Raw genomic sequence first — 13,060 nt, 5'->3', positions numbered from 1 at the left:
GGGTGAGGAGATTGCAAAACGCATGAAAAGCAAAAGAAAGAAAATACTTTACATAGTCTTAGTTCTACTTGTGGCCATCGCTGGCTCAATTGCAACTACGATGTACATATCCTCACAAGTCCGACCCCAACAAGGTGATACTGATGCTGACACAACTTCGAACAGCCCCGCACCCTCTGCACCTATCAATACAAGCATAATTGAGCGCGTTGATAATCTAAAGGTACTTACTAGCGTACCAGCGCCATCCGACTGGAAAAAACACGCAGCCGATACTGCAAAAATTAAAATTCACTATCCAAACGGCTGGACTACAGAAGAACGATCTCCGCTCACTTCCAACCCAAATCAATCACTTAGGACAATTTCACTGTCCAGTGACTCTTCCGACGACAGGTGTACAATAGCCACACGACCAATCAGCTTCGAAGAAGCCACGGCAGCCCATGAAGGAGGCGATGATGATGACCCCGGCACCATCGATCCAGCGCTGGACAAAGCTTGGCGAGACATCAAACAAAGTGATGCTTTCACTCTGAATGGGCAACGAGCAATCCGCTACCAGGAAACGTATCGGTTCTCAGGCTCGGAGCAGGCTCGCACAATAGTCGTCTACTACATTGAGTCGAAGATACCGGACCGTACATTTCACTTCTTTTGCGAGAGTATGAATCCGGACACTCCAGCCTTAATGGACGAGATGATTCACTATATCAGCTTTACGTAAACAACATATCCCACCCGCATAAGTACTACGATGAGGCATTTACTACATCCGACAATAAATGTAAACTCTTCCGCTTCTCTGAAAATTCCCGTAAGCGTCGTTCAAGCATAATGTATTTGATATAAGACGAAACATGTGCTTTTCCAAAAGTTGATCAAAGAACTACGGTTGAGATAACCGAGACAACGTCTACTGGCTATAATGGGGTAATGAACTATTCCGTAATGAACAGCCCGGAGCCATTGCTAGAGGTTAGTTACTCAAGCGGTTTATTTACAGATGATCATGACGACTGGGACGCTATAAAAAAAGGAATGGTAGACTTTACTATAAAATCAAAGTGGCTCAACAATCTAACTAATCAGTATGACGACCTAGATTGCTCGGATGTCGTACAGAGGGCTATATGTTATTGAAATTGATAATACAGAGGGTAAAACATTATGACAAAAATTGCTCTTAATGGTAAGTTGGCCTATGCACTTTTATCGCTATTATTAGTAGCATCATTATCAGCACTCGCATATGCAGCATGGCCAAAAAGACAATCTACACCTCAGTCAACCATAAACAATCAAGACTCTGGCACGAATAACGCCCAACCCTCGTCAAACATTAACATAAGCCAAGTGGATAAGATACGGGCAATAGAAAGCCGGGCAGCTCCTGCTGGATGGTCGAGCTATTCTTCAGATAGAGCCGATCTACGCTTGTCGGCTCCAGAAAACTGGAAAATAAAGCAGGCCATGAACGTTACTGGTTCTGAAGATCCTGGAGAGGTAAATATATCTTTAACTACGGAAGGTAACAATAATAGCTGCGGAATACGCTCAATTAACGACGCCTTTGCCAATACAATTGACAAATACGAGAAGACTGACCGTGATGATCCGGGGACTATTGATCCATCTCTCAATGTTATCTGGCACGATATTAAAGAAAGTGACCAGTTTGCGCTAAGCGGCAACCAAGCAGTTCGTTACGTTGTCACTGTTCGAAATGCTGCAGTGAAAGATGTTTATACAAAAAATGTTTACTTCATAGCAGCAGAAGAGGCCAATAAAACTTATGAATTTACCTGCAGGGGCGGAAAACTGGCAACTCCTGAAATGATGGATACATTGGTTCAATACATTGCTTTTAAGTAAACAAGATTCACATGTATAGTTAAAAATATATCAGCCCTAGGCCACGCCTACCTAGTCTTGAAATGGTTTTAATGTTCCAGGTAGTTCCTTCACTTTCAAGGTGAGACAGTTGATAAAAAGCCCAAAATATCGTGTAAAATAAAGCCATGAAAAACGCCCGCACCCTCGCCGCCCACTGGTGGCCCGTCCTCGCCACCATCCTCCTGATCATCGGCGGCTTCATTGCGCTGTTGCTCCTGACGCAACCATCTCCGCAGCCAGCTAGGCGGGACGCTGCGCAGGAGCCACAAAAACAGGCCATAGCCGACACGCCCTCCTCGCCCGACGGGGAAGCGCCATCCGCCCCCAAACCACCCACCTTCAACAAACTCCGCCACTCCACCGCCACCGCCGGCAGCCTCTGGGTCGTCGCCAACAAACAGCACCCGCTCAACCCCAAGGACTACGCGCCTAAAGAGGTGGCGACCGTCCAAGGCGTCTCCGTGGCAGTGGTGGCCCGTGATGACCTGCAGGCCCTGCTGGCGGCGGCCGCCAAAGACGGCCACACCCTCAAACTCATCAGCGGCTATCGCTCGCACGGCCAGCAGCACACCCTGCATGAGGACTACGCCCGCGAATATGGCCGCGAGGCCACCGAGACCTTCAGTGCCCGGCCCGGTTACTCCGAACACCAGACCGGCCTAACTGTTGATTTTGGTACAACATCTGGTGATTGTCACCTCAACGCTTGCTTCGGCGGCACGCCGGAAGGCAAGTGGCTGGCGGAGCATTCCTACGAGTACGGCTTCATATTGCGCTACCTGGAGGGCAAGGAGGCCATCACCGGCTACGAGCCGGAAAGCTGGCATTTCCGCTACGTGGGGCGGGAGCTGGCGGCCGAGATCCACGCCCGCGGCTATCCCACCCTGGAAGAATTCTTTGGCATAAGCGGCGGCACCAGCTACTAACCGGTCTTTCAATCTGTTATTTCTCTGGCAAATTCTGCCATAAGTGCTATACTTTTCAGCTGTGGCGCGTCGCAACTATTATTCACTCCGCTCCTACATCAGCTATATTGCGACCTTCAAGTGGCGCTTCGTTTTCGTCTTTTCCTTCTTTATCATTGCCGGCGCCTTACTGACGCTGGTGCCGGTGCTGATCGGGCAGCTCACTGCCAGTCTGACCACCCAGCCGCTCGATACCGACCGCATCTACTGGCTTACCGGGGCGCTGGCGGCCGTCAGCATCGCCCATAGCATCTTTTGGCACTCAGCGGAGCTGCTCTACGTCAAGTTGCTGCTGAGCCGGGCCTACGAGTACGAGGACATGGTCTTCCGGGCGGTCATCAACCAGAAATATCCGTACTTCGTCGGCAAGTTCACCGGCAAGATCGGCAGCTACGTCAGTACGCTGAGCAGTGAGTTCCGCCAGTTCCTGAGCCGCGTCTGTTATAGCTATGGCGATCTGCTGATCAAGCTGCCGGCGCTGGTCATCATCATGTTCAGCGTCAACACTATGACCGGCCTTATCTTCGTCGGTTCGATCCTGGTCATGTTCGCTGCCGGCCGCCTCAGCGTGGGGAAGATGAATAGTGCCGAGCAGCAGGCGGCTGACGCCAAATCGACCATGGATGGCCGCACTATCGACGTCATTTCCAACTTCGTCAGCATCAAGGCCTTCAAGAAGGAGGCGGCCGAGTTTTACCGTATCCGCCGCCACCGCGAGGAGGTCAAGGATACGGCCAAACGCTCCTACCTCTGGGCGGTGACGTTCTGGTCGACCATGAGCCTGGTGGTGCGCTGGCTGGTCTGGCCGCTGACCATCCTGCTCAACGTGCAGTTGTTCATCCAGGGAGAGATCTCCATCGCACAGCTGATTACTTTCCTCTCGGCCATCGTCATCTTCTCGGAATATGTCTGGACGGTGGTGTTCCATACCTCGCAGCTGACCTTGGTGCTTTCGCGTATGGAGGAATCGTACCGCTACCTGTTTGGGGAGGGGGACATTGTCCGCGAGTTCATCAGGAGCCGCGATGAGGGCAAGCTCTTTACTGATAAGAAGCCGCCGGCCTATACGGATGTTATGGAGCTGCACGGCCTGTCGTTCTCCTATCCGGACCAGCCGGAGGAGCGGGTGCTGGATGATATCCGCCTGAGCATTAAGAAGAACGAGAAGGTCGGCATCGTCGGGCGCAGCGGCTCCGGCAAGACGACGCTGACCAAGCTGCTGCTGGGGTACTATGATATTCCGCCGGGTGTGCTGACCGTCGACGGTGAATCAATTGACGCCACCCAGCTGGTCCACCTGGTGTCGTATGTGCCGCAGGATACCTCGCTCTTTCACCGCTCCATCAGCGGCAATATCGCCTATGGCGCGGATCATCATGTCTCGCAGGAGGATATCGTGGCAGCCGCTAAACGCGCCCACGCTCACGAGTTCATCCAGAAGACGCCGCAGCAATACGAAGCGGTAGTGGGTGAGCGCGGTATCAAGCTGTCGATGGGGCAGCGGCAGCGCATCGCCATCGCCCGGGCTTTCCTGGACAACAAGCCGCTGCTGGTGCTGGACGAAGCCACCAGTGCCCTGGATTCTGAGAGCGAAGTGCTGGTGCAGGAGGCCCTGGAGGATCTGTGGCATGAGAAGACGGTCATCGCCATCGCCCACCGGCTGTCGACGCTGCGCAACATGGACCGGATCGTCGTCATGGAGGACGGGCGCATCATCGAGCAGGGCAGTCACCGCGAACTGCTGGCCAAAAAAGGCCATTACTGGCGGCTCTGGCAGCACCAGAGCGATGGCATGATTGAGTAGCCAGGCAATGTTCTGCGGCGTTTTCACGGAACTATTCGACCCCTGTGAAAACGGCGCAATAAGAATGTTATATTTACAAATCCTCAGAATTCCTTCAGACAGCCCGCCTATAGTGGACAGTGCTAAACAGGAGGAACACATGAAAGCAACATCACTACCTCACGACTATGCGCTGGTGCTGGCCCAGGTTAACGACGCCGGCACGGAAGAATTCACCAGCCTTGCCGAATCGCTCAGCTACGACCAGAAGCGTCTGGCCCACATCGTCCGCGCCCTGCAGCACAAAGGCCTGATCCTGATCCGCCGCAGCGACTACCAGGACATGTGGATCGGTCTGACGCGCCGCGGCCAGCGCCTGATTGACAGTATGTGGCCGGAGTCGCGCCTGATGCCGCAGATGATGTAACACTGCTTTACCACCGCTTAGAATCTTGTATGGGCCACCGTTCGCCGCTACTCGCACAGTGGGGAGCGGTGGCCTTCCACTTATTTTCTCTATTGTCAATTAGATTTTCAGCTTACCTTCAGTGCGACTAGGCTAATATATAGGTATGAAGATATTAGTCATCGAGGACGAGCACAAGATAGCCAACGCGCTCAAGGAGGGCCTTACTCAGGAGGCCTACGCCGTCGATGTCTGTTATGACGGGCAGGAAGGCCTGAATGCCGCCCGCTACGAACCCTATGACCTCATTATCCTGGACCGCATGCTGCCTGGAGGTATGGACGGCTTGGAAATCTGCCAGACGCTACGGGCCGAGGGCAACCATACGCCCATCCTGATGCTGACCGCACGCGACATGGTGCGCGACCGCGTAGCCGGCCTGAACGCCGGTGCCGACGATTACGTCATCAAGCCCTTCTCCTTTGAAGAACTGCTGGCCCGCGTCCGCGCCCTCTTGCGCCGCCCGCATGAGGCCCTGGGCGAGACGCTGGAAGCGGGCGACCTGACGCTCAACACCGTCAGCAAGGAGGTGAGCCGGGCGGGGCAGAGTATCACGCTCTCGGCTAAGGAATACGCCTTACTGGAGTACCTGCTGCGCAATAAAGGCAAGGTGCTCAGCAAGGAGACCATCATCAGCCATGTCTGGGATTTTGACGCGGATATCCTGCCTAATACCGTCGAGGTCTTCATCACGTACCTGCGTGGCAAGATCGACCGGCCGTTCGAAGGTGAGCCGCTTATCAAGACCGTCAGGGGATTCGGATATAAGATTGATGCGTAAGGCGGCAGACAAGCACTAGACACTGATGGATAATGTCTTTTCTTTCATGAAGTCGGCGACAGTACGGTTAACGTTGTCCTATCTGCTCATCATCATGTTCATGAGCATCGGTTTTAGTATAATTTTTTACAACACTTCGATTGGCGAGCTGCAGCGCCAGATGCCGCCGGAGCGGATACTGAACCGCTTTGATGAAGTTGATCCTATCATCAACAAATTCTTTGAAGACCGGCTGAACGAGGGGCGTTCGCATCTGTTGTTGAACCTGGTGGCATTAAACTGTCTGACTCTGCTGGCCGGGGCGGGCATCAGCTATGTACTGGCCCGCCGGACCTTGCTGCCAATAGAGAACGCCATGGAGAGCCAGAGCCGCTTCACCCTCGATGCCTCGCACGAGCTGCGGACGCCGCTGGCTGCCATCCAGGTAGAGAACGAGGTGGCGCTGCGCAGCCGCAGCCTGACGCTGGCCCGGGCCCGCGAACTGCTGCAGAGCAACGTGGAAGAGGTGACCAAGCTGCGCGGCCTGGCTGACGGGCTGCTGCGCCTGGCGCGCGACGAAGCCCCGCAGCGCGAGCCGGTACCCATCAAAGCGGCAGTCGACGAGGCGCTCTACCGGGTGACGGCCCAGGCCGCCGAGCGGCGCGTGACGCTTAAGCGCGAGGACGCCGAGCTGACGGTCATGGCCGAACTGACCAGCCTGACGCAGGTGCTGGTGACGCTGCTCGATAACGCCATTAAGTACAGTCCGGCCGACACCGCCGTCACGCTGCGGGCGGTGCGGCAGGGGACGCTGGCCTCCATCGAAGTCAGCGACCAGGGACCGGGCATTGAGCCGGAAGAGGCTGACCGCATTTTTGAGCGCTTCTACCGGGCCGATCAATCACGCTCGCGCCAGCACGTGGAAGGTTATGGCCTGGGCCTCTCCATCGCCCGCAAGCTGGTGACGCAGCTTGGCGGCAGCATCGCCGTCAAGAGCCGGCCGGGCAAGGGCGCTACCTTCGTCGTCAAACTGCCTATAGTCAAAAATACACGGCGCCTATCAGGGGCGGAGCCACGAACATAGTTGCAATTCATTGTATAAGTAATTTATACTACGAGCGTAGTTACTCCTGATTGGTGAGAATTGGGATACCCATGCATACACGTGCATGGCGAGGGATAAAAAGAGTAAGAATACATAAGAATAGGATGGGACGATCGTCCCAAGAGAAAAAGAGGGTATGGGGCAGAAAAAGAACTTGATGATCGGTGGGGCGGTCGTGGTGCTGATAGTCGTATTTGTCAGTGTCGCGATTATCTTTAATGCTCGTGAGTGGAGCGTCTTCAATCCGCAGAGCAATGAACAGCAGCGGTTCGAGGCTGCCAGTAAGGCCGCTGAAGAAAAAGAGAACATCGGCGAAACCGGCGGTAGTGCCGATGAGCTGCGGAACTATCTTGATACCGAACCGCCAAAAGTCCAGGCCGACCAGGCCCGCCTCAAGCTTGCGGCAGCCTACCTCAACCAGCAGCAGCCCGACCGCGCCATCGCCGAGTACGAGCTGATCGGCACCGACAATCCCGAGACCAAACTGGCAGTTCTGCACGGTCTTGCTCTGGCCTACACCGACAAAGGTGATAAGGCCAAGGCTATTGAGCAGTACCGGCAGGCTATCGAGTTCATGAAAGCCCAGGACGACCAGAAGCATGCCATGAGAATCAAGATTGATGAATCATACATCAGGCAGCTGGGAGGACAGACCAATGAATAAGCTTGCCCGTATCTTTTTTGCTGCCTTGGTGATAGCTTCATCGCTGGCCGCCCTGGTGCCGCCGGCAACCGCCCGTGCCGATGACAGCGAGCGCTGTAGCGACCAGCGCATGCACGGCCGCTACCTGTGTCTTGGGTACTACACCAATGAAGGGCTGCACCCCGACGATTTCCCGCTGCGCAACGGTATCTTCGTCAACAACATCAATGACTTCGTCAGCTCCATCCGCAACTACCTCAACAGCTCCAACCGCCAGGACCAAGTGGGTGCCTCCATGGAAGTCAACATCATGCTCGGCAAAGATGGCCCGGAGTTCGGTGGCAGCCAGGACAATGGCATCAGGTTTGCCCGCGATAACTTTGGCCGCTGGGAGTCCCTGGTCCGTGAATACGATCGACTGGGCCTCATCGACTGGAACTACCGATGGTCAACTCCCGACAACTACATTAATTCATCGTACGATATCCGCTACCACGACCTGTCGTTCTTTACGCTCGACCGCGAGACCATCGAGGTCATCCGCTTCCGCATGCCACCCGGCGTCGGCGGGGAGCCGTACACTATCCAGCGTATCTGCGGCAACTTCACCGGCCGCGGCGAACTGCCACCGCCCAAGCCGACCAACTACGAGTTTGACGCCAACAGTACCGTCAGCGGCCAGGACCAGAACAGTGGTGGTAATTATGTCAACGACAAGAAATATATCTACGCCATGCCTGGCACCACGGTGCGCTTTGGCCACACCCTGACCAACACCGGCGAAGCTCCTGGCAACACCAATTACACCGTCCAGCAGGTCAATCCTAACGGCTCACAGCAACCGGCACCGCCCAAGACGACCAACCCGGCTCGCGCCAACCCCGGCAATATACGCCTGGCCCCGAATGAGCGGCAGCTGATTAACGAGAACAACTTCACTGTGCCGGCCAATGCCCAGCCGGGGCAGGTCTACTGTCAGTACGTCAGCTATCAGCCGACCAGCACTACCAACAGCGGCGCCTCCAACCGGCGGGATAAGCAGGCCTGTGTCGAAGTCGCCTACAACTACTCGCTCAGACCATCGGCCACCGCCTCGGAGACGACCGGCTCGAACAGTACGACAGTCAGCTTCACCTACACGATTGACAACACCGGCCAGACTACCAGCCGCTCGACCACCACCTGGACGGTCCAGCAGCTGGTCATCCAGCCGGGCACCACCTTCAACCTGCCTGGCACCGTCACCGACAACGCCAGCTGTGCCAATTTTGTGAGGGCGGGGGTGACCTGTAGTCAGATTCACAGCGGTAACCCGCAGCCTTTCTCCCCAGGCACCACCACGCTGCCGAACAACCCGGCCACCAACCTGAGCCTGAGCAACTACCCGGCCGGCACCAAGATCTGCCGCATCCTGACCGTGGCGCCACCGACCCAGAACAACAACCCCAGCAACCGCTGGAGCGTGCCCAGCTGTGTGACCGTCGGCAAATATCCGACCGTCCACTTCATGAGCGGCGACATCAGCGTCGGCGGGGCATATCCCAGCGCGGCGGGCACCTGTACCCACCGCCAGGACAGCGGTAATGTCTACACTGTTGCGAACTCAACAACAAGTGGCTCTACCGTCGAGTATGCCGGTTTCATCCGCGGCAGTATCAACCAGAACTCGGGCAGCAAGAAGGGCTTTGGTACTGCCAGCCTGACGGCGACGGCCTCCCAGCGCATCACCGCCTGGCGCCTGGCCTTTGCCAACAGCAGCAACCCGGCCGGTAAGTTCGGTGACGACCCGCACTGTATGACCGACTACTACTCACGCTTCGCTCCGCAGATCGGCGGCGAGGCCAGCCCGCCGTCCGTCGACCTGGGCGCCATCAACCAGAACCGCATCCATTACACCGGTGACATCCGCATCCAGCGTTCGCAGATTCCTGCTGGCAAGAGCCTGATCGTCGTCGTCGACGGCAAAGTGACTATCGCCGGTGACATTACCTACCCAGGCAGCTACGCCAACTTCGATGCCATCCCGTCAATTGCCATCGTTGCCCGCGGCAGTATCATCGTCGAAGAAGGGGTCAAGCGCCTCGATGGCAGCTACTTCACCCGCGGTACCTTCGAGACCTGCCAGGTGACCGGCCGCCTCTCGACCGGCCTGTGCAACCAGCAGCTCGTCCTCAACGGCGCGCTCTATACCGATAAGCTGCAGCTGCGCCGCACCGCCGGTGAGAACAGCGACCCGGCCGAGCGCTTTGTCTACGGTGCCGAGCTCCTGTACAAGAACGTCCTGGAGCCAAGCGGGAGCCTCAAACACATTGACACCATCAACCAGCAGGACCTGCCGCCGCGCTACTAAGCGCGGCCGGGGCTTGCCGGTACGCTGTTTGAGCAATATACTTATGGTTAAGTCGGCCGCATGAGCCGCAACGAAAAGTCAAAGACCATCAAAGACTATGGGAAGGGTAGAAGAAGCATGAGGCGAAAATACGTGTTGGCCATCGCGGTCACTGCCGTCCTGGTGGCTGCCGGTATCGGCGGCTATCTCTGGCTCAACAGCCGCGAGCAGGGTCCGGGGCCGGCCCAGGAAAAGAAGCTGTCTGAGGCAGAGGTGAAATATAATGCTGCCGCCAAGGAAGCCGATGCCAAGTCGGAGTCCGGCGATGACGCCGCCGCCGAAGCGGCCATCCAGCAGTACCTGGCCACACAGCCGCCTAAAGAGCAGGCAAATGACGCCCGCCTCAAGCTTGCCGCCGCCTATCAGAACCAGCAGAAGTATGATGAAGCTATCGCCGAGTACGAGAAAGTCGGCACCGAGGACGACGAGACCAAAATTGCAGTTCTGCAGGGCTTGGGTTACGCCTACGAAGGCAAGGATGAGTACGGCCGGGCCATCGAATACTTCACCCAGGTCGTTGATACACTTAAGTTGCGTGGCAACAAAGATGGCGACCGCATCGTCGAGACCAACCGCAACCACATAGAGGAGTTGCAGCAGCGGGCTGCAGAGGCGGAAAGCGGAGCTGAAGATGAAGAGCTATAAACGGATAGCCTTGGCTGTCCTTGCACTGCCGCTCATACTGACGGCCGTGGCCCTGGTGCCACAGCCGGTTGCCAATGCGGAAGTGGAAGAGGAAGACTGCCAGGACGGCCGGCGATTCGGCCGCCAGGACTGTTACGGATTTTACACCAACAGATTCGTCGGGTATGGCGGAGATGATCTTCCGCTCAGCGATGAAGCCTATTTTGACGATATCGAAGAGACGGTATCGAGCATGGATGAATATCTTAACGGCAACAACCGTCAGGACAACATCTCAGCCTCGCTGATTATCAACCTGATGATGGGACAGAACCTCAACTCGTTCAACGGCGACAGGGATGCCGGCATCAGCCGCGCCCGCGCACTATGGGACCAGTGGGAGGCTGCCGTCCGTGATGCCGACAACCGTGGGCTGATCGATTATGACTACCGGTACGCCGGGCCGGAGGGCTACTCTAACAGCGGGTTTGTACCCTCTATGGCCGACATGTACGGCTACTCCAGTGAGCGCGAGACCATCGGCGTCACCCGTTTCCGCTCTCCGGACGGCGGCCGGCCGTTCATGATCGAGACTGGTTGCGGCAATATTGTCGGCGATGGTGAGTTCAAGAAGCACACCGTGCCGGCCAACCCGGGCAACGGCGGCAATCCAGGCAATGGCAACCCCGCCCCCAGCTCTTACGCCATCGATGGCGACAGTGTAGTCAGCGGTGCCGACCAGAACACCGACGGCCGCTACGTCACCGGCAGGAAACAGATTAGCGCCTTGCCAGGCAGTACCGTCAGGTTCTCGCACATCCTAAGGAACTGCAACAACTGCAGCAGGTCCGGCGCCATCAACTACACCGTCAGGCGCATCGACCCGGGCGGCAATGTCAGCAATGCGCCCGCGAACAGGCCACAAACGAATCCCGGCTCCATCACGCTGAACGCGAACCAGACGGATACGGTCAATGAAAACGATTTCACCATCCCGTCAAACGCCACTCCGGGCCAGCAATACTGCCAGCACATCAGCTTCACCCCGCGCAGCAACACCGATAACGGCACCGGCGGCGGCCAGCCCATCCAGGCCTGTGTGCAGGTGGCCTACAACTACGACCTGGTGCCCTCGGCCTCTGTCTCCGAACCGTTGAATATCGGCGGCATGGCTACCTTCACCTTTACCGTCAACAACGCCGGCCAGACGGCCAGTAATGCCGCTACCGGCTGGACCATTCAGCAGATCGTCGCCGAGCCAGGATCTTCCATCAACCTGCCGGCCAACTACACCGATTCCGCCACCTGCGCCCTCTATAGCAGCGCCAGTGTGACCTGCTCGCAGATCCACGACGGCGGCCAGATGTCGTTCAATGCCGGCAGTACTACCATCCCCAATAACCCCGGCTCTACCATTGACCTGACCGGCTACCCGGCCGGCACCAGGGTCTGCCGCGTCCTGGCAGTCGACCCGCCAACCCAGAGCAACAGCCCGCGCAGCCGCTGGAGTACGCCCGCCTGTGTCATCACTGGCAAATACCCGACCGTCCACTTCATGGGTGGCGACATCAGCGTCGGCGGGGCATACCCCACCAGTACCGGCGACTGCACGCACCGTCCGGACAGCGGCAATGTCTTCACGGTTGCCAACTCCGGCACTAACGGCTCGGTCGTCGAATACGCCGCCATGATCCGCGGCAAGATCAACCACAACGCCGGCAGCCGCCGCGGCTTCGGTACGGGCGGCATTCCCGGCACTGATGCCCAGCGCATCACCGCCTGGCGCCTGTCTTTCGCCAATACATCCAACCCGGCCGGCAATCTTGGCGACGCACCGCACTGTATGACCGACTACTACGCCCGCTTCAGTCCGCAGCAATCGCCGGAAGCGGCACCGTCACCACTCGACCTGGCCACGGTCAACAGGGAAGTCGTCCGCTATAACGGCGACGTCACCATCGGCGCCTCGGCCATCCAGCCCGGCAAGCGCCTGCTGGTGGTGGCCGACGGCAACGTCACTGTCAACGGCGACATCACCTATCCGTCCGAGTATGCCAACCGCGATGAAATCCCGTCCATCGCCATCGTCGCCCGCGGCGACATCACCGTCGACGGCAACGTCACCCGCCTGGACGGCAGCTACTTCAGCCGTGGCACCTTCGCTACCTGTGGCGCCACTGGCAACCTTTCGTCAAACATTTGCAACCGGCAACTGGCCGTCAATGGTGCCATCTATACCGACCGGCTGCAGCTGATGCGCACCTACGGCGCCGACGACAGCGGCAACTCCGAACCGGCCGAACGTTTCACCTACGGCATCGAACTGCTATACAACAACGTCCTCGAACCCAGCAGCAATGCCCGTCCGCAGGTAGTCAACGAACAGGACCTGCCCATCCGTTTCTAGGGGAGGGAAGATAAGGAAAGAG

At 57.2% G+C, this 13,060-nt stretch carries 11 protein-coding genes; all 11 read left to right on the top strand.

The window, feature by feature from the left end; genetic code table 11:
• The first annotated feature begins 22 nt into the window (after positions 1-22).
• The 11 genes from JNJ66_06365 (at position 23) to JNJ66_06315 (ending at position 13,038) form a co-directional block, all read left to right on the top strand.
• Complete coding sequence (locus JNJ66_06365) at positions 23-727, top strand: hypothetical protein (protein ID MBL8160050.1); 705 nt, start codon at positions 23-25, stop codon at positions 725-727.
• A gap of 443 nt (positions 728-1,170) precedes the next feature.
• The gene (locus tag JNJ66_06360; protein MBL8160049.1) at positions 1,171-1,875 is read left to right on the top strand and encodes a hypothetical protein; all 705 of its coding nucleotides are present in this window, start codon (positions 1,171-1,173) and stop codon (positions 1,873-1,875) included.
• 146 nt (positions 1,876-2,021) lie between these two features.
• Positions 2,022-2,822: a M15 family metallopeptidase gene (locus JNJ66_06355; protein ID MBL8160048.1), complete on the top strand. Its 801-nt coding sequence runs from the start codon at positions 2,022-2,024 to the stop codon at positions 2,820-2,822.
• Between the two features lie 61 nt (positions 2,823-2,883).
• Positions 2,884-4,665: an ABC transporter ATP-binding protein gene (locus JNJ66_06350; protein MBL8160047.1), complete on the top strand. Its 1,782-nt coding sequence runs from the start codon at positions 2,884-2,886 to the stop codon at positions 4,663-4,665.
• Positions 4,666-4,804: 139 nt separating this feature from the next.
• Positions 4,805-5,071, top strand: a complete 267-nt coding sequence (locus JNJ66_06345; protein MBL8160046.1) for a hypothetical protein — start codon at positions 4,805-4,807, stop codon at positions 5,069-5,071.
• A 145-nt stretch (positions 5,072-5,216) separates the two neighbouring features.
• Positions 5,217-5,891, top strand: coding sequence for a response regulator transcription factor (locus tag JNJ66_06340; GenBank protein ID MBL8160045.1), 675 nt, complete (start codon positions 5,217-5,219; stop codon positions 5,889-5,891).
• A gap of 73 nt (positions 5,892-5,964) precedes the next feature.
• Positions 5,965-6,954, top strand: a complete 990-nt coding sequence (locus JNJ66_06335; GenBank protein ID MBL8160044.1) for a HAMP domain-containing histidine kinase — start codon at positions 5,965-5,967, stop codon at positions 6,952-6,954.
• 157 nt (positions 6,955-7,111) lie between these two features.
• Positions 7,112-7,639 carry a tetratricopeptide repeat protein gene (locus JNJ66_06330; protein ID MBL8160043.1) on the top strand — a complete coding sequence of 176 codons (528 nt, stop codon included), beginning with the start codon at positions 7,112-7,114 and terminating at the stop codon, positions 7,637-7,639.
• Positions 7,632-9,968 carry a hypothetical protein gene (locus JNJ66_06325; GenBank protein MBL8160042.1) on the top strand — a complete coding sequence of 779 codons (2,337 nt, stop codon included), beginning with the start codon at positions 7,632-7,634 and terminating at the stop codon, positions 9,966-9,968. The genes JNJ66_06330 and JNJ66_06325 overlap by 8 nt, the downstream gene beginning before the upstream one ends.
• Positions 9,969-10,085: 117 nt before the next feature.
• Positions 10,086-10,652 carry a tetratricopeptide repeat protein gene (locus JNJ66_06320; GenBank protein ID MBL8160041.1) on the top strand — a complete coding sequence of 189 codons (567 nt, stop codon included), beginning with the start codon at positions 10,086-10,088 and terminating at the stop codon, positions 10,650-10,652.
• Positions 10,639-13,038 carry a hypothetical protein gene (locus JNJ66_06315; GenBank protein ID MBL8160040.1) on the top strand — a complete coding sequence of 800 codons (2,400 nt, stop codon included), beginning with the start codon at positions 10,639-10,641 and terminating at the stop codon, positions 13,036-13,038. Before JNJ66_06320 ends, JNJ66_06315 begins: the two co-directional genes overlap by 14 nt.
• Positions 13,039-13,060: the final 22 nt, after the last annotated feature.

Source organism: Candidatus Saccharibacteria bacterium, from assembly GCA_016789455.1.
GTDB lineage: Bacteria > Patescibacteriota > Saccharimonadia > Saccharimonadales > Saccharimonadaceae > CAIJKY01.
Note: the sequence above shows the minus strand (reverse complement) of the source record. Positions and strands in the feature narration are given on the sequence as shown.

Bases quoted from the DNA above. Each gene is read 5' to 3' on its own strand.
- JNJ66_06325 (MBL8160042.1), top strand. From the start codon at position 7,632: ATGAATAAGCTTGCCCGTATCTTTTTTGCTGCCTTGGTGATAGCTTCA.
- JNJ66_06355 (MBL8160048.1), top strand. From the start codon at position 2,022: ATGAAAAACGCCCGCACCCTCGCCGCCCACTGGTGGCCCGTCCTCGCC.
- JNJ66_06315 (MBL8160040.1), top strand. From the start codon at position 10,639: ATGAAGAGCTATAAACGGATAGCCTTGGCTGTCCTTGCACTGCCGCTC.
- JNJ66_06345 (MBL8160046.1), top strand. From the start codon at position 4,805: ATGAAAGCAACATCACTACCTCACGACTATGCGCTGGTGCTGGCCCAG.
- JNJ66_06320 (MBL8160041.1), top strand. From the start codon at position 10,086: ATGAGGCGAAAATACGTGTTGGCCATCGCGGTCACTGCCGTCCTGGTG.
- JNJ66_06365 (MBL8160050.1), top strand. From the start codon at position 23: ATGAAAAGCAAAAGAAAGAAAATACTTTACATAGTCTTAGTTCTACTT.
- JNJ66_06330 (MBL8160043.1), top strand. From the start codon at position 7,112: ATGGGGCAGAAAAAGAACTTGATGATCGGTGGGGCGGTCGTGGTGCTG.
- JNJ66_06340 (MBL8160045.1), top strand. From the start codon at position 5,217: ATGAAGATATTAGTCATCGAGGACGAGCACAAGATAGCCAACGCGCTC.
- JNJ66_06360 (MBL8160049.1), top strand. From the start codon at position 1,171: ATGACAAAAATTGCTCTTAATGGTAAGTTGGCCTATGCACTTTTATCG.